This is a genomic window from Terriglobales bacterium (assembly GCA_035487355.1).
In the GTDB taxonomy this organism is placed as follows: Bacteria; Acidobacteriota; Terriglobia; order Terriglobales; family Acidobacteriaceae; genus QIAW01.
Window position 1 is genome coordinate 25,051 of the sequence record DATHMF010000041.1, and the last position, 18,465, is coordinate 43,515.

Consider the following 18,465-nt stretch of genomic DNA (forward strand, 5'->3'; position numbering starts at 1 on the left):
ATCACTGTCTGCAGTTAAAACGAAAGAGTCACCTTCATAGCCAAATCCTCCGTGTCAATATTGACCCTTTACTTCGAATCCAAATATCCTCTGAACAATAAGCGCTCACTATGGACTACCACGCCATGCAGAAGCCGTCACTCATTGCCTCGACGATCACCAAATTGTCAGCGGCGGAAATGGCGCGTTTGATCCGCCGAAAGCAACTTTCACCTGCTGAAGTCGTTGAGGCGCATCTTGAGCGCATCGAACAGCTCAATCCCAAGATCAACGCTTTTGCCTGCCTGAATATTGAACAGGCACGGGTGGAGGCGCGCCGCGCAGAAACGGCCCTTATGCAAGGCGTGCAATCCAGGCCCTTGCTAGGTGTACCGGTCAGCATCAAATCTTGCGTTGACGTCAAGGGTCTGCGCTGTGAGGCAGGAAGCCGTTTGCGCGATGGCTATGTTGCCGCCGAAGACGCTACGCTGGTTGCACGACTCAAGCATGCGGGAGCCATTGTGCTGGGCAATACCAGCACCCCTGAGGTGCTGATGGCTTATCACACTGAAAACGAACTGCAAGGACGAACTAATAATCCATGGGACTTGGCACGCACGCCTGGCGGTTCCAGCGGAGGAGAGGCGGCCGCTATTTCAGCTTGTATGTCGGCTGCGGGAATTGGCAGCGATGGTGGAGGTTCGATCCGCGTGCCAGCGCACTTCTCCGGCATCTGCGGACTCAAGCCCACACCTGGCCAAATCCCCGCCACCGGCCATTATCCGCCGTGTGGCGGACCGTTTTCGTTGATCGGGGTTGTAGGCCCAATGGCGCGGACCGTCGAAGACCTGCGATTGCTGTTTGAAGTAACGGCTGGTTACGATCCAGGAGACCCTGCCTCCGTACCCGTGGCTCTAGAGCTTGCAGATCAACTTCAGGCAAACAAGCTGCGTATTGGCTTTTACGAAGATGACGGATTCAGCCCACCTACACCTGAAACCCGCGCTGCCGTTCACGCCGCCGCTCGAGCACTAAAAGAAGCAGGGTTCACGGTTGAACCCTTCCGCCCAGAGGGACTCGATCGCGCGCGCGAACTATGGTTTGTGATTTTTGTGGAAGCCAGCGCGTTAGTCTTAAACCCGATGGTCAAGGGCCGCGAAAACGAAATCAGCGACAATACGAAAGAATTTCTTGCTTTGGCGGCCCTGCAACCCCCGCTCAGCGGTGACCGGCTATTACACACATTGATTGAACGAGACCAAGTGCGATTTCGTGTGCTGACGCAGATGGAAACATTTCCTATTCTGCTGGCGCCTGTCTGCTCGATTCCTGCGTTTCGCCACGAAGATGCCGGATGGGGCACGAGCCACGCTGCCGACTACCTGCGCACTATGACGTATTGCCAGCATTACAACCTGCTGGGCAACCCTGCGGCGGTCGTGCCGGTTGGAAAATCTCCTGAAGGACTACCGATTGGGGTTCAGATCATCGGACGTCCGTACAAAGAGAGCGAGGTGCTGGCGGTCGCCGCTGTCTTGGACAAGCAATTCGGATGGAAAGAACCACCGTTATAAACTACAGCGTGCGTTCACCACTGGTCTGAGAGAATGTACCCGATGCTTACCGCCTCGCAAATTGCCGTTCAGGAAATAGACTGGTCTGGGTTTCTTCATCGTCCAGCATGGCCTTCCCGTGTCTCTGACTGGAGTGAACTTATTACCGGAAAGACGATCTTGATTACAGGTGCAGGTGGTTCCATTGGCTCCTCCCTTGCTCTCCTGCTGATGGCCGGGCCTTCACACAATCTCATTTTCCTTGACCGGTCAAAGGACCATCTGGATCTCCTATATAAAAGATACAAACAACGGGATATTACCCTCCCGGAAGTCTGGTTCATCCAGGGAGACATTTCTGATCAGGTTCTGCTGGAAGAAATATTCACCAGGCATCAACCTCATGTTATTTTCCATGCCGCCGCGCTCAAGCACCTCGTGCCGCTTGAATCAGATCCTTTTGCAGCTCTTGAAAACAACACTTTGGGGACCGCGGAACTCCTGCAGATCGCCGCGCGCTTTAACGTTGAACATTTTGTGAACATTTCCACCGACAAGGCGGTCAACCCCACCAGTGTCTTAGGAGTCTCAAAACGGATTGCCGAACTTTTTTTGCTGGCACACAAACAGACAGAAGTGCGAATTACATCTCTACGGCTGGGAAATGTGCTGGGAAGTTCCGGCAGCGTCGCTTCCATTTTTTTGCGGCATCTGCAAGAGCGACTGCCTCTGGAAATAACCCATTCGGATGCATCGAGATACTTTCTCACTATGCATGAGGGAGCATCATTTTTGCTTCAATCTCTGGCACTCCGAAACTCCCGGCTGCTGCTTCCGGAAATGGGTGCGCCCAGAAAAATTATCGAGCTAGCCGGCTTTTTGCAACGTTGGTTTGATGTTGAAAATCACAACAGGCCGATGATCTCTATCGGTTTGAGAGATGGAGAAAAATTGTGCGAGCAGATTACCTATGATTTCGAATACCTCAAAACCACGGAACTGGCCCAAGTGTATGAGGTTTGCGGTACTACCCTCGATCCGGAACTCTTTATGCACGATGTAGTCCAGTTGCGGAAGCTGGTAGTGGCACGCCGAAAAAACGGCCTGCTCGAATTGCTGCTCAAGCTCGTTCCCGAATTCCACCCTAGTTCAACTTTGGTGCGGTATCTTGTCTGAGACCTGAAATGAAACGAAAAATCACAGTTGTGACGAGTTCACGCGCCGATTATTCCCATCTGTACTGGGTCTTTCGAGAACTCGCGAAAAAACCGGATGTTGAGCTTACTGTCGTGGCCATGGGGTCGCATCTTTCTCCAGAATTCGGCAATACTTTGAGTAATATCACCGCAGATGGTTTCCTTACCGAAAACATTGAATGTTTGTTGAGTTCCGATAGCGACGTGGGAATGGCCAAGACGATCGGGCTGGCGACTCTTGGCTTGGCCGACTATTTCGCAAGGCTCCGCCCCGACCTGCTTCTCTTGATCGCCGACCGTTACGAAATGCTGGCTCCGGCGTCGGTTGCCTTGGCCTTGCGCATTCCCATTGTTCATATTGAAGGCGGCGACGTCAGCCTTGGCGCCATTGACGATGCCGTGCGAAACGCTCTTACGAAATTGAGCCACATACATCTGACTGCGACTGAAACGTCCAGAAAAAGAGTCATCAGCATGGGCGAAGAGGCCTGGCGCGTGCATGTCGTAGGCAGCCCGTCACTGGACCACATTACAAAGGGAGTTCTGCTGACCCGCGCAGAAGTCGAAAATCGGTTGGGAATTCCCCTCGACGGAAGCACCGTTGCCGTAATTTACCATCCCGTTACTATCTTGCGCGATCCTGTTTGCGAGGCCGATGAGCTCTTTGCGGCCCTGCAGCGGCTTCCCCAGAAATTGTTATTTATCAGTCCCAATGCAGACGCCGGCAGCCGTGAGCTTCTTCAACGAATTCACAGATTCATTGCATCACGGCCTGATGACAGGTTCGTCACAAACATAGACCATGTCACTTATTTGAGTTTGCTGCAGTTTCTCACTGCCATGGTTGGGAATTCCAGCAGCGGAATCATGGAAGCTGCATCTTTCAAACTGCCTGCAGTCAATGTCGGCATACGCGAAAAAGGCCGTGAGCACGGTAACAACGTTCTCGATTGTGCCCCCGGCCGGGATGAGATAGAAAGGGCTGTTCATGTCGCGCTTTCCGACAATTTTCGTGCTTCCTTGCGCGACTTAACGAATCCTTACGGTGACGGACATTCCTCAGAAAAGATCGCTCAAATCCTTTCGACAGTTTCCTTATCAGAATCCCTCCTGATGAAAGAACCTGTGCCAATTCGCTGCGATTGAATACCATGAGGATACCTCTCGCAAAGCCGGAAATCCTGGAATCGGATATTGCCGCGGTTGTCGAAGTTTTGCGCTCATCCCGCCTGAGCCAGGGCCCCGTTATGCCGGCATTTGAAGAAGCGCTTGCCGCTTATCTGGGGGTCTCACATGCGGTCGTCGTAAATTCCGGCACCAGTGCGCTTCAGCTTGCCCTGCGGACCCTGGGCATCAAGGAAGGCGACGAGGTGATTTTGCCCTCTTTCAGTTTCATGGCGGTCACAAATGCGGTCCTCAACGAAAGAGCGGTACCGGTCTTCGTCGATATTCGCCCAAATACGTTCAATATTGACCCTGCCAAACTCGGAGCGGCTCTCAGCGCGAGAACCAAGGCCATCATTGTGGCCCACACCTTTGGCTATCCTGCCCAGGCCGGTGAGATTGTTGATTTTGCCCGGCATCACTCTCTTTACGTAATTGAAGATGCCTGTGAGGCAATCGGGGCCGAGATCAACGGCAGAAAAACCGGCACGCTGGGCGACATTGGAATCTTCGCTTTTTATCCCAATAAACAGATGACTACGGGTGAAGGCGGAGCCCTGGTCACCAATTCAGCAGCGTGCGCGGAGACGTTTCGACGCTTGCGTAATCAGGGGCGGCAACCTTCGCGGGAATGGTTCCAACATATCGAAGCCGGATATAGCTACAGGCTTTCAGAGATAAACTGCGCGCTTGGCCTGCAACAGCTTTCGAGAATAGAGCAGACCCTAAGCACGCGTGAAGCGCTCGCCAGAAGCTACGAGAACAGGCTCAGAAGCAATGCGAGTCTTACGCTTTACACCAAAGAATCAAAAGACCAACGAATCAGTTGGTTCACCTATCCAATACTTCTTGCAAAAGGTTTTCACCAGCGCGACCGTGACGATATATGGGAAAGATTGAAGCAGGGCGGAATCGAGTGTGGACGATATTTTCCCCCTGCACATTTGCAGCCCGTCATGCGCGTCTTCCCTTTTCGCTGCGGAGACCTCTCCCAAACTGTTTCCATCGCCGAAAGATTGCTCTGCCTGCCTTTCTTCAATTCGCTGGACGAAAATCAAATTGAATACGTCTGCGCCTCTCTCAACGAAGCACTGTCTCATCAGACTTCGCCCGGAGGCGAGGCTTAGGCTACCAGTTGATACAGAAGATTTCCGAAGAGTGGCGACTTGCATGGCGGCCTCGGCAATGCGCAAGATGCGAGTGCCTTCCGGCGCCGACATCCAGCAGAGACTCGGCGCTCTGAATGTGCGAAATTACAACCTCTTCAATTTTCCTTAGATACTCTCGTCGGCTCTCCAGCAAGGACTCATAGCACGAAGCCAAAATGTTGGATTCTTCGTCTCTATGGAAAGGCATGGCCTGGCGCAGGGATTCAGATTACAAAAAACCGGCCTGCAGGTAAAGCAAGCGCTATTACCTGCAGAACGAATACCTATTCAATCGCAACTTTCGCGGCACTGTTTGTCCTAGAAAGAAACCCTTGCGCTCAACTGAATTTGCCGGCCCGGTGTTGTGGCTTCTGTAATCGTGCCAAATTGCGGTGTATTCACGAAACGATCTGGCGTGCCAAGATTCGTATGGTTAAGCGCATTGAAGAACTCGCTGCGGAACTGAAACTTCGTTTTCTCTCCCAGGTTGAAATCGCGGACCACGGCAAAATCAAGTGTCTGCAGGCCAGGGCCATAGACCGAGTTCCGGCCAACGTTTCCAAAAGCGAAAGCCGGGGGCGCAGTGAAAGCGGCTGTATTAAACCAACCACTCGCTGTGCGCGTTCCGGGCACGAAGATCGGCTGGCCCGTGGCGTTGGCGCGAATTGGGTTCTCGCCCAACACGGTGCCGGAATTGGCCGTGTCACCAAACACGGAAATGGTAAACGGAAACCCTGTCTGTATCTGGTAAAGAGTTGAGAAATGCCAGTCCTTTGTAGCTGCCTGCAATATGTTGTTGGAATGCAGGGTAGGAATGTCATAAACCGCGCTGAGTGCGAAACGGTGGCGCACATCGCAGGCCGGACCTTTTTCCGCAGTCAGATTGCTGTTGTTCTGCGGAATGGACGATTCAAACATGGGCGAGCGAAAGTCAGGTGCATTGCTCAGGCTTTTAGACCACGTGTAGTTGGCGAGGAAGGTCAATCCGCGCGCGTAGCGGCGGCGGACATTGACGTAACCGGCGTCATACCAACTCTGCGCTGTGTTCTCCAGTAAGTTGATCGTGCTCACCGGGAAAGTCGTGCTGATTGCGTTCACGCCTGGTGGCAGAATAGTCCCGGGCACGAAGCTGATCGTCTTGAAAGGACGCCGCGGCCCAATGGGCCCCGGCCCCGGCGGAGCATTGTTGATCAGATGCGCGCGTTGCAGGTGCACGCCGTGGTTCCCAAGGTATCCCAGTTCCAGCGTTGTCTGGCGTCCTATGCTTTTCTCCACCGAAAGGCTCCACTGCTCGATGTATTGTGAAGGTGCGTGCGGGTCCATGGAGGTGAAACTGACCGTGGTCTTTCCCAGCACAGGCGGCCCGAAGTTAAAGCCCGACGCGATGAGCGTGGCCGGAGGAATAAAATTGTCGCTCTGCTGGGTTTCCGGGAAAACGTTCGGAACGTTGTGGCGTTGGTTGCACCAGGTATTCATATCCACGGGCGTAAAGAAAATACCGAATGAAGTGTGGAGCACCAAACCCATTTTGGGAATAGCTTGTGAAATGCCCATCCGCGGGGCGAAGTTATGGGGATTCGGATATTTCAGGCTGCCGGGAAAGCCTTGCTGCCCGCCTATAAAGGCGCTGGGAACACCATTCTGGAAAATGAGGTTGGAGTTGGTGAACTTGATATCCACCAGTGGATTCATGTACTCGTAGCGAAGGCCCATCTCCACCGTGGTTGTGTGCGTCAGTTGGAAGCTGTCTTGCACGTAAGCATCCGCATACCACTGGCGAAGTTGCATTTGCGGAATGCCCGCCTGGCGTTGTTTCACTGCCGGCAACCCAAGCAGGAAGCTGGCAAGGGCCGAACCGGTGTTGTCATTGGTGGCGGTTTGCGATGTGTAGCCGTTCGTGAACTGGTAGTAACCGCGGTTCTGAAAAAATCCCCACATCGGCCAAATATAGCGGCGGTAGCTGCCGCCGAACTTCAGGGCATGGCGTCCGCGTTGCCAGCTCAACTGCTCGCGTCCCTCGATGATCGTGTCCCAGGAATGCACGGGCGTCGCGGCATATGTGTCACCCATGGGAGAGAAGCCCTGGACATTGAAATACGGTGCCCCGAAGGCCCCCGCGCCGCCAAAACCAACGCCTTGAATACCAAGCTGGGTCACGATGTCGTTCACGTTGGCGTTCTGTTCAGTGCGGTCCATGGAAAGTCTGGAGACCGTGATCGCGGCCATGTTCACCATTCTGGGGCTGATGACCCGGTTCCAGGCAACACTGCCATTCTGGGAAAAATTGTCGTGATTGGAGCCGAAGCCAGGCAGGTTCTCTGGCGTGAATCCGTTTTCGGCGCTCAGTGAATACCGCGCAGTAAGGCTATCGCCCCCGTCGAAGATATGATCGACCCGGGCTGTTCCCTGATTGGTAATGTGGAGTTCGTTGCGCACGTCGGTGAAATTGTTGCAGTCGGTACCCGTCCCCACCAAGGTGGGCGCTCCCATCATCGTCATCCCGCAACCCGACATGGCCATCATCCCCATTCCCATATCGCCATTAGGATTGGGCACGTATTTCTGCAGAAACATCTGGGCGGCAGGGTTGATGAGGTTCTGTGGGATCACGTTGTCGGGGAAAGGATCACGGATAATTTGCGGGTTGCTGGGGCTAATCGGCTTGGAAGGATTGAAGCTGGGATTTGGATGAGCGCTGAAAGGGTTGTAAATCGTTGTGCCACTCATGCTGAAATCCCCGCTCGCTTCCATCATCGTAGGGACGGTATCAATCATCGTATCGGCCATGGCATGGCGAAAACCTTCAAAGTTTGCGAAAAAGAAGGTCTTTTGGTGGCCGATGGGACCGCCGAGAGAACCGCCAAAATTATTTTGCACGAGATGGTTGCTGCCCATGGCGTTAAATGTGTGTGCGTCCATCGCGCCGTTCCGCAGAAATTCATATACGGTTCCGTGTAAATGGTTCGAACCGGAACGCGTCACGATGTTCACTTGCCCGCCGCCAGCCCCTCCCATTTCAGCGGAGTAACTTCCCGTCTGTACCTTGAATTCCTGCACGGCATCGGGAACAGGACTCAAGTTCAACGTGTTGAACGTGGGATCGGTGTCGGTGACTCCATCCAGCAGAAAGTAATTTGCGTTAGGCCGGTTGCCGCCAACGCTGACCGCCGAGCGTTGTCCCGGACGCCAATACAGCGGATTCATATCACCGGCCTGCGCGCCATGACTTACGTGTGCGCCCGGCACGGTCAGCACCAGATCAATGAGCATGCGGCCGTTGAGTGGCAGTTCCCGTACCGACCGCGGCTCGACCACTTCGCCCAGGCTGGCGTCAGTTGTCTTGAGTACCTCCCTGGCGGTCACTTCGAGTGACTCCTTAACCGGCTCGATCGTCAGGGCAGCGTTGATCGTCATTTTTTGCGCCACTTCCAGCCGCACAGTTTTGGTCAGCGGCGCAAATCCATGTGCCGTCACCTTCATCGTGTACTCATCAGGCGAGAGACCGGAGACTTCGAAAAGACCTTGCTGGTTGCTGAGTACGCGGCGGATCGCCCCCGTACTTGACGCTGCCAGCTCGATGGTCGCGCCCGCGACAGAACGAGACTCAGGATCGGTCACGCTGCCGTTAAGTACGGCGTAATTGCTTTGACCCAAAGCCGAAAGAGACACGATCAGGAGCCCGAACAGAAGTAGTTTTTGAAACACGGCAACCTCTCAATTGAAATTTCTTGTGCAACTAGGATGAAGGCATGTTTGTCGTTGATCCTGAATGCTGTACCCAGGCGCGCCAAAGGCACCGAGTTCCGGAAGTGTAAAGAACACGATGGAGAAGGACAATAGTATAAAAAGACTAGTGGGTCTCTGTTTACAACCAGCCGGGGACTTTTGCGTGAGGTCCGCGGATCCCGCTCTCAGAACGAGCGCGAATAGCCAACGGTAATCAGGTAGTCGGCGAAAGCCGCGTCCCCCGCCTTGCCCTGGAGCAGATCGGGCACGCTGCGCTTTCGATTGCGCTGAACCGCGATGGGAACGTTGAGGCTCCAGGTATCTTTTGCCCGTTCATATTGGAAGCCGGGTTCAACCGAAAGCGCGTAACCAGGCCGGCGGAAGCCAAGGCTGCCACCGATGAGGTCCCTGACTTTGACCCCCTCATAGCGAAGGCCGGCCTTGACCGCCAGCCCTCGCACTCCGGGAAAAGGATAAGCCACGCCGCCATCCGCCAAATACTGGTCGGGGATGGACATGGTCGAGGTCAGCGGATTGGGAGCTATCTTCACACCAGCAAGCGAGGCATTCGGTGTCCCATTGCTCTCTTGCGGCGTGATCAGATAGGTGCCGGAAGCATAGAGGACCGCTCGGCCCACTCGTTGATACGCTTGGCTTCCTAAGCTAATGCCATAGCCTCCAGCGCCGAGTTGGATCGATTGATCCACGTAAACCGTTTGCGGGCCGGTAACGGTCTGGACCGTATCCTTAACGCGGTAATCTCCGGTTGGAAAGACAGTGCCAAAAGAAAATGCAAGGTTGTGTCCAGTTTCGCTGGGAGGTCGAATCACCCAGAACTGCGCCGAGAGGCCTACATCACCAATGCCTGTACTGTGGGTAACCTGATCAGGGGCATTGGGAATGTGGAGAAAAACTTTAAAGAGCTCGTGGTCATAGATGCGTTTGGCATTCATGATGGGCACGCTCAAGGTTATGCTCCAGCGCGGGTTGAACTTGTAAGTCAGACCAACATCGAAGAGATTGATGTCGTTCACCACCTCGGTGCCCAGCTTCTCGCGCTGGGTCTGCTCGGTGGTACCCACGAAGTGGCGGTGGGAGCGCTGGTAGCGGTAGCCAGTGGAAATGGACCAATGATGGGCGGAAAAGGGGCCGCTCTCGCTCGCCGTATCCTTGGAAGAGGTGCTGGAGCTCTCGTTCGGATTTGAAGTACCGCACAACGCGCCAATCACGGGCGCGCTAGAACGTGCGGCCACTCAACCCTGTCCGGAGGCACGCACAGAGCTGAGGCAAAGCATCACCAGAAAAAGCGATGGAACCCACCGGGCGGGTTGGCTTAGCGCCGCCAGGGCACCAACCACGTGCTCGCGTTTGTGCCAGGCAATCATTTATCACCCAAATGGTTCACTAGTACCGCCGGCTGGGCTCCGGTCCGTCCCCGAACCAGCCAATCGAGCCGCTCGGCTAGTTCTTGCTGGCGTACTTCTCCGAGCACGCGGGCGACAACATTACCTTGCTCATCAACAAAAGCGGTTGCCGGAAGGCCTGGCCCCATTCCCAGCCTGTCTAAGTCATCCGTGGTTGCGCCCACCCAAATTGGGAAGCCAACCTGATGCTCGTTGACGAAAACCGCAATCTTGTCATGCGCTTTTTTGTCATCCAGCGATGCCGCCACGAAGACGACTCCGCGGCCGCTATATTCTTTCTCGGCCTCAACCAGACGCGGCATTTCGTCTTTGCAGGGCCCACACCATGTGGCCCAGAAGTTCAATACCACAATCTTGCCGCGATAATCGTCAAGGCGCGCGCGCTTGCCCTTCAGATCTTTCAGCGACAATTCTGCCCGGCCCGATGCCGCAGCGGCGGTCATCAGCAAGACCAGCGGAAGAAGCAGCTTCGCGCCTGTATTTGGAAAACGCATTTGTGCCTCACCTCCGAGTTGAAATTTTTTGTCCAGCCAAGGAAGCGGTTGGTTTGTCGCTGATCCTGAATGCTGTACCCATGCGCGCTAAAGGCACCGAGTTCCGGAAGTGTAAAGAACCCGATGGAAAAGGACAATAGTATAAAAAGACTAGTAGGTCCCTGTTTGTAATCGGCGGCCAACCAGCTAGCCAGAAATTACCTCAACGAGAGTTTCGAGCCACAACGGTCTTTTGCCCGGTCATGGTCGTGTTAGAGAACTTCTTCGCAGATATTATTCCCTTGCCTTCTTGGACCGTGATGGTTTGGTCGGCTGCAACCTTCGAGAGTTTGTCTGTCTGCCCACTTGGCCATTCGATTTGGACGGAAGAGACGTTAGTTTTCTGACCTAAGCCAAACGTCAGTACCATTTCGCTTTGGGAAAGATAGCTGGAACCGCTGCGCATCATCTGCCACTGTTTTTCACCTTCGTATTCGATGCGGACAACCGCCCCGATGCCATCCCGGTTCGAACGCGTGCCTTGCAGCTTCACTCGCAAGGCATGGTTCCTGTTACCGCCATCGTTTCGGAAGAGAAGCGCCGGGCCGGCATTGGTAGTAATCAGCAGATCAAGGTCACCGTCATTATCTATGTCCGCATACGCGGCGCCACGCGCCACGCGAGGGGAGTCGAAGGCTGTGCCCATTGCAGCCGTGACCTCTTCAAACTTGCCGCCACCCAGGTTGCGAAATAGATGCGGCGGCTGGCGATACTTGATGCGCTTCTGGATTCGCTCAATGTCGCTGTCGATGTGGCCGTTGGCGACGAAAATATCCGGCCAGCCATCCAGATCGTAATCGAAAAAGAAGCAGGCAAAACCAAGGGTAAGCAGCGAGTTCTGACCGATGGAGGAGCGGGGCGCTTCATCCACAAAAAGCCCATTGCCCTCGTTGTGGTAGAGCGACATCATCTGGTTCGAAAAATTGCTGATGATGATGCTGGGCCGGCCGGAGCGGTCGTAGTCAACGGCATCCACGCCCATTCCGGCGCGTGCGATGCCGTCTTCACTGAACGCAATGCCTGCTGTAACTGCGCTCTCGGTAAACGTTCCATTGCCGTTGTTCTTGTAAAGCTTGTTCGGTTGCGTATCGTTGGCCACAAGCAGATCAGGCCAGCCGTCATTGTTGTAGTCGAGAATAGCAATGCCGAGCCCCTTCGACGTGGGATCGTAAAGACCTGCTTTTTTGGTTGCATCTTCAAACTTGCCGTTTCCCAGGTTGTGCCACAGCCGTACCGAGGCACCCTTGTAAGATTCCGGCGTGCAGTAGGATTTGTGCGACCCATCGAGCGTACAACGCAGATCCGTCTCCGGGGTCCACTGAACGTAATTGGCAACCAGCAAGTCCAGTTTGCCGTCGCGATCATAGTCAACCCAGACAGCACCGGTGCTGAACTCATGGATACCGGAGAGGCCGGCGCTGGTGGTGACGTCGGTAAATGTTCCGTTGCCATTGTTGTGAAACAACCGGCTTTGACCGAGAGCGCTTATAAAGATGTCGTCATGGCCATCGTTGTCATAGTCTCCAATGGCCACGCCCATTCCGTACATGCTGACCGCCAGCCCGGCCTTGGCCGTAACGTCGGTAAATGTGCCGTTACGATTATTGTGATAGAGCTTGAGTGTGGATGCAGCATGATGATGCCCAGACCAGTCTTCCCCGTTTATCAATAAGATGTCGGGATAGCCGTCGCCGTCGTAGTCAATGAATGCGCAGCCCGGCCCCAGGGTTTCAGGAAGATACTTTCCGCCAAAAGCACCGTTGTTATGAATGAAGCGGATTCCAGCAGATTGAGTAATGTCCGTGAAATGAACGGCTCCCGGTGGCGTCTGGGCAAAAGACAACAGGTTGGCCACCACGTAAACAAAACTCAAGAACAGCACCGTGAACGGAAACTTCAACTTGGTCGATATCATTTTCTTCCTTTGGGGAGTGAGAGTTTTTGCAGGTCAACCTCTCCATTGCCTGTTCGTTTTAAGCCCTGAAGTCCCGCGGTACGAGGCGGAGGCGCGATGCTTGCAGGCGTTAATGGGACCGAGTCGTGCACGTGGATCGCCTGACGTTCGTTGTTATCCTCAGGATGAAGCTGCCGGTATGTGCCGGTAAGAGCTTGGGCGGATTCATCGGCCTTAAAGCGCAAATAAAGCGTCTGCTCATGCTTTGCTTTCTCTGCTTCGCCCAAGCCCTGGTAGCAGAGCATGAGATTGTAGTGTGCCTGAAGGTCCTCAGGATCAATGCTGAGCACCTGTTGCAACTCAGCAATGGCATCACTGTACTTGCGCTGCAGGAAGTAGAGTCTGCCCAGGTCATTGCGTGCAACGCGGTCATGCGGATATTGCGCCAGCATAGTATTCAAATGAGCAACGGCTTCGTCGTATTTGCCTTCGGTGCGCAATACGCGGGCAAAGAAGTAGTTAGCACGTGCCAGATCGGGTTTGAGTTGCAGCGCCTTTTCCAGGACCTGGCGGGCGCGCTCCATGTCGCCTTCCTGAACTGCTACGCGGCCTAGATTGACCCATCCGTCCGGGTTGCCTGAATCGATTTTTGTTATTTGTTCAAAGGCCTGTTGCGCGCCCTTGAGATCGCCTTGCAGGAACAAGCCAATGCCATAGTCATTCCAGCGTGTCCAATCCTCGGCTCGCAAGTCAATCTTGGGTTGCGTACCGACAGCGTTCGCTGGCAATACTGTCACCATGACCTCGTCTTCCGAAAGGGCGACAATGGGCAAATCGGGAATGTGCTTGAGCTTGCCGGAAACGTTCGAAGTATCACCTGTGAAAACAAAGCTCCGGTCATCATAGTCAGGTGTCGTTGGCGGCTGCGATACTTTGGGATCGGGTACACCGGCAAAAGAAAACTGTGTATTCCACCAGGCAAATTTTCGGTAGCAGAGCTGGGCGTGAAGTTTAATCTTGTCGCCGGCATATTGCGGGACCTTCAAACGGTAGTGGACCGTATCAGCCGCCCCGGGTGGGATCAAGCGGACATAAACCACAGCGCGGTTTGCCCAGGCATTGCGTTTGTTGATGGCGTTGCCGTGCGCATCCACCAGGAGCGAGCGGTAGAAGTGTGCGCCCTTTTCCACCGGACCCTTTCCATCGTCTTCGACCTTTCCGCTCCAGAAAATAACTCGATCTTTATCGTCGGTTGCCTTCAACTCCAGCCAGGTGTCATAGGCATCCACCGTGCCTCCGGGGAAGAAGTGGCCGACTTTGCGGGTACGCACAACCACATCGACCAAAACCGTATCTCCGCGCCGGACTGTCGGATTAATCCGGTTCAGAGGAGCGCTAACCGGCGATACCGTTCCCCCACCGGCCTGGGGTGTGGAGGTCTCGGTTTCCTCGCCGACCGCGAATGAGGTGGCCAACTCCGAGGATGGAAGCGCTGCTCCTCCGCTTTTTGAGGGAGCGGCAGAGATGGCAAAAATGTCCACGGAGACCGTGCCTTTCATAAAGTCTTCCGTGAGTTTGAGCTGTGCGGGATCTTCATTCGCAGTCGGCACAGCGGTATTGGCGCCTGGAAAAGCATGCGAATGTACAAACCCATTGACTGCGCCGGCGTCGGCTGATTTCACCGTCGGCATGTGGCAGTCAGCGCACTGCTGGGGCTTGGGCGGATAATAAAACGAACGGGCCCCAAACCCTGAGACTCCGCTGGCTTGCCAATTGTCATATTCGTTGAAGCCGCGAATCCAGCGATAGTGGTTCACCGGGATATCCAGGTGAACTTTGTGGCAACTTGAACAGAACTCCGCCGTCTGCGTCCGCATGAAGGGTTTCAAAAACACCCGGCGATGCGGCTCGGGATTCAAATTGACTACATAGTCGTGGACCCAACGTATGGCCGGATTTTTGCTGGCGGCAAGTTCATGTAGTTTTGGATATTCCAGCATGAAGTCCCCTTGACCCATGGTGCTCTTCACCTGAGAGATGGAATGGCACATCATGCAGCCCAATCCTGCCTGCGCCTCTGGCCGGTTCACGATTTGCTTGATCGGAGTATCAAACATCCCGCTGTAAAGCAGTGCCGGATCATGACAGCCGGCGCACCATTTTGAGGGCTTCACGCCAACCACGTCTTGCATGTACTCAACGCTCTTCCGGTACCACTGATTGTTAAAAGATGAAAAATGGTGCATTGAGCCAGACCATTGCCTAAAGATGTCACTGTGGCAACGCTGGCAGGCATCAGACTCCATGAAGTAGTTGCTCGGAATTTTTCCTTTGTGGGCGGTTTGCGCCGAACTGGGAAAGAAGGGGCCATTGGGACCGTCGCCTTCTCCATCCATGCTGATTGGCGGTGATGCAGGATTGCTGATCTGGTGAGCGCTCAGCCAGAGTCCTTCGCGTATCTTCAATCCACCAAAACCTAAAGCCGCAGCCAAACCAAGAAACAACGCGAGACGGAATGCCGCCATGGCATTTCCACCTGCGAGCCAACCCTTCGATCCCACCCAGCGCGCGGCCAGAACCGCAACTCCCGCCACGGAAAATGCGATGTGCGCATACATCCAGTTCCAGTGCGAATGCGCCGTGCCTGTAAACAGAAGAACAATTCCTAACCCAGCGCCCAAGGTGATGAGCATCCATCCAGCGTGCAGCTTGAAGTTTTGTGGCGAAAAAATATGGCGTATTTTCGGAATAAGGAAAAGAGCAGCAAGGATGCCAAGACCCGCATGCAGCAACACGATCGCGATGTAAGTGAGCGTAGGCGATGGAAAAACATAAAGATAAACGGCGCTGACGAACAGGAGAATGATCAGCACCGACAGCTTGCGCCAAGATGAAGATGAAGACGAAGATGAACCCGACTTATTGGACACGAACTACCCTCATACCCAAGTCAGAAAACCTCCCGATGAGGCAATCACAGAAGCGGATTGTTACTATACCAAGCTGGCGAATATAGCCCGAGGATGACTTGGGGGACAATAGTATAAAAATACTAGAGGCCCGCAGAGTAACCCCGGGAAGAATCCAGGCAGGCTTCACTTCTCCGAGGAGTGTTAAGATTGGGCCAGGAACCAGGTAAACTCCGGTCATTCGAAAATCTATCAATGACAAGATCATTTCTCCTCTTCTCTCTGCTGGCAATCTCGATTGCTTCCGCTGCCGAAGCACCTCAACGTTCGGTCAAAAATACAGCCATTAAAAACAGTCCTGCAAAAGCGCCAGACCGCAGCGCCGAAGCCCTTCATGCCAACAATCTAGGCACGGCTTATATGAACCAGCAGCAGTTCAAACACGCGTTGGAGCTTTTCCGGCGAGCAGCGCTGCTTGATCCGAGACTGGAAGCAGCCAGGGTGAATCAGGGTATTGCTTTGCTGAACTTGCAGCAATATCGTCCTGCACTTTTCGTACTGGAGGGGATCACCAAAACTGCTCCCAGCAACGCGCGCGCCTGGTATAACATCGGACTTATCTACAAGAATCAAGGGGACGCGCAAAAGGCGCTCGAAGCGTTCCAACGTGTCGCTAAGCTTGAGCCTGACGATCCCAACGTCTTTTACTTTCTGGGCGTCGTGTTTTCTCAAGCCGGAGAACAGAAAGAGGCCATTACCGCATTTCAGCACGCCCTTGAGCTCAATCAGTTCCATGTCTCAGCTGAGTTTGGGCTCTCCCGCGCGTTTCAGCGCACCGGCGATAGCGAGAAGGCGCGTGAACATCTCGCGCGTTTTCAGCACTTGACCCAAACCAAATTGGGCTCGCCTATGAGCCTGGTTTACGGCGATCAAGGCAGGCTCTCACTTGCCGTGCAGGCTGGCAACGCCGCAGCGCCTTCTGCAACACCCATCCGAGTCCGCTTCACTGATGCCACGCGAGATGCCGGCCTGGCTTTCTTTCCGCCCGCAACCGACGCGAAACCCAGCCAACTGGGCTCTGGCGCCTGCTTCTTTGATCTCGACAACGATGGACACCCTGATCTTTTTATTGCCAATGGCGGCCCGTTGGGAGGCGCAGCTCTTTTCCATAATCTGGGCAACGGAAAATTTGAAGACATTACTCGAAAGGCAGGAGTTGATCCTGCATGGCATGGAATTGCCTGCGCCGCGGGCGATTATGACAATGACGGCCATACCGACCTGGCTCTCAGCACGCCGGAGCAAGTCTTGATTCTCCACAACGAAGGAGATGGAACGCTGAAGAATGTAACCGATGCCGTGGGCATCCATATGCAGAGTCATCCAGTTGGCCTGACGTTTGTTGACTACGATCACGATGGTGACATTGACCTCTATGTATCCAGCAGCGAAGCCGGCAAGAGCGTTCTGTGGCGGAACAATGGCAACAGCACATTTACTGAAGTCACTGCTGAAACTGGTCTCGCGGCAAACGCGGTCAGTTACGGAATCACGCCAACCGATTTTAATAATGATCGTGCGATTGACTTAGTCTCCGCCTCCAGCCCGAAGCCCGAATTGTTCTTGAATCCACGTGAGGGTAAGTGGGTCGCGACCGATTTATGGCCGCAGACCGAACTTGCGCCAGTGGTGGCTGTCGTGACTCTGGACTTCAACAAAGATGACTGGATGGATATAGCTCTCGCGCATGATGGCGCGCCTGGCATTACGCTGTGGCGAAATCAAAATGGCAAGAATGTTGAGCAGGTGAAGCTCCCACTTCCGGACTGGAGCCGAGCCTGGGGGATCGTAGCCCTGGACTACGACAACGACGGCTGGATTGACCTCGCTGCGGTGGGCGAAACGAAAGATGGACGCGGCGAAATACGCCTGTTCCGCAACCTCGGACCACAGGGTTTTAAAGATGTCACGACCGATGTTGGTCTCGATAGCGTAAAGCTGACCTCTCCGCGCGCATTGCTTACTGCCGATGTTGACGGAGACGGCGCTGCCGATCTGCTCATCATTCAGGACCATGCACCCCCGGTTCTCCTGCGCAATGATGGTGGCAATCAGAACCATTTTCTCCGCATCGCTCTTACTGGACTGGCTGATAACAAGAGCGCCATTGGAACCAAGGTGGAGGTCTTTGCCGGCACGCTGTGGCAGAAGTGGGAGATCAGTGGCTCCGGATATCTTAGCCAGAGTTCAACCGATTTGCTGGTTGGCCTGGGGAAGGAAGCTCACGTTGACACCGTACGCTTGCTCTGGCCAACGGGCGTGGTGCAGGATGAAGTTGAATTGGCCGCCAACAGGGCTCATAAGATTAGTGAAATTGACCGAAGGGGCAGCTCCTGTCCCCTGCTCTTTGCCTGGGATGGCACACGCTATCGTTTTATTGCAGATATGATCGGCGCCGGAGTGCTCGGCCACTGGGTAGGGCCGGGAGAACGCAACATTCCCGATTCCACTGAATATATAAAAGTAAATGGCGAACTCGTTCGACCACGTAATGGCCTTTTAAGTTTCCGCTTCATGGAGCCGATGGAAGAGGTCGTCTATCTTGACCAGGCACGGCTGCTTGCAATTGATCATCCGGCGGATTTAGAGGTCTATCCCAACGAGTATTTCGCGAGCAACCCTCCCTTTCCTGAATTCAAGGTGATTGCCAGCCGCAATGCACGTCCACCTGCCGGGGCCTGGGACGACCTTGGCAACGACGTTCTGGAACTGCTCAGCAAGCGAGATCGCAATTATCTCGCCGATTTTGAGCTCTTGCCTTACAAGGGATTCACCCGGCCGCATTCCCTGGAGATTGAGTTGCCATCCCCCTATCAGGGTGGGCCGCTCCGGCTCTTAATGTACGGTTATATCGAATACTTCATGGCGAACTCCATGTA

Annotated in this window: 10 protein-coding genes; 5 read left to right on the forward strand and 5 right to left on the reverse strand. The window is 54.3% G+C overall.

The annotated features are described in order from the left end of the window. The first annotated feature begins 110 nt into the window (after positions 1 to 110). The 4 genes from VK738_09330 to VK738_09345 are packed head-to-tail and all read left to right on the forward strand — an operon-like array spanning position 111 to position 5,019. Complete coding sequence (locus tag VK738_09330; protein ID HTD22842.1) at positions 111 to 1,553, forward strand: amidase; 1,443 nt, start codon at positions 111 to 113, stop codon at positions 1,551 to 1,553. A 42-nt stretch (positions 1,554 to 1,595) separates the two neighbouring features. After that, a complete protein-coding gene (locus VK738_09335; GenBank protein ID HTD22843.1) occupies positions 1,596 to 2,708 on the forward strand; it encodes a polysaccharide biosynthesis protein in 1,113 nt (370 codons plus the stop codon). An 8-nt stretch (positions 2,709 to 2,716) separates the two neighbouring features. After that, a complete protein-coding gene (gene neuC, locus VK738_09340) occupies positions 2,717 to 3,874 on the forward strand; it encodes a UDP-N-acetylglucosamine 2-epimerase (GenBank protein ID HTD22844.1) in 1,158 nt (385 codons plus the stop codon). 5 nt (positions 3,875 to 3,879) lie between these two features. After that, positions 3,880 to 5,019 (forward strand): DegT/DnrJ/EryC1/StrS family aminotransferase, encoded by a 1,140-nt coding sequence (locus VK738_09345; GenBank protein HTD22845.1) that lies wholly within the window; start codon positions 3,880 to 3,882, stop codon positions 5,017 to 5,019. Positions 5,020 to 5,358: 339 nt separating this feature from the next. Here VK738_09345 and VK738_09350 read toward each other — a convergent pair whose 3' ends face one another. From VK738_09350 to VK738_09370, 5 genes are all read right to left on the reverse strand, one after another. Next, positions 5,359 to 8,745: a carboxypeptidase regulatory-like domain-containing protein gene (locus tag VK738_09350; protein HTD22846.1), complete on the reverse strand. Its 3,387-nt coding sequence runs from the start codon at positions 8,743 to 8,745 to the stop codon at positions 5,359 to 5,361. Positions 8,746 to 8,951: 206 nt separating this feature from the next. Further along, positions 8,952 to 10,019, reverse strand: a complete 1,068-nt coding sequence (locus VK738_09355) for a hypothetical protein (protein ID HTD22847.1) — start codon at positions 10,017 to 10,019, stop codon at positions 8,952 to 8,954. Positions 10,020 to 10,147: 128 nt separating this feature from the next. Further along, entirely contained in the window at positions 10,148 to 10,684 is a 537-nt protein-coding gene (locus VK738_09360) for a TlpA disulfide reductase family protein (protein HTD22848.1), read from the reverse strand. 202 nt (positions 10,685 to 10,886) lie between these two features. Next, entirely contained in the window at positions 10,887 to 12,638 is a 1,752-nt protein-coding gene (locus VK738_09365) for a CRTAC1 family protein (protein HTD22849.1), read from the reverse strand. Next, positions 12,635 to 15,547 carry a tetratricopeptide repeat protein gene (locus tag VK738_09370; GenBank protein ID HTD22850.1) on the reverse strand — a complete coding sequence of 971 codons (2,913 nt, stop codon included), beginning with the start codon at positions 15,545 to 15,547 and terminating at the stop codon, positions 12,635 to 12,637. Before VK738_09370 ends, VK738_09365 begins: the two co-directional genes overlap by 4 nt. A 234-nt stretch (positions 15,548 to 15,781) precedes the next feature. Between VK738_09370 and VK738_09375 the strand changes: the two genes are divergently transcribed. Continuing rightward, a partial coding sequence (locus VK738_09375; GenBank protein HTD22851.1) for an FG-GAP-like repeat-containing protein occupies positions 15,782 to 18,465 on the forward strand: 2,684 nt, incomplete at its 3' end.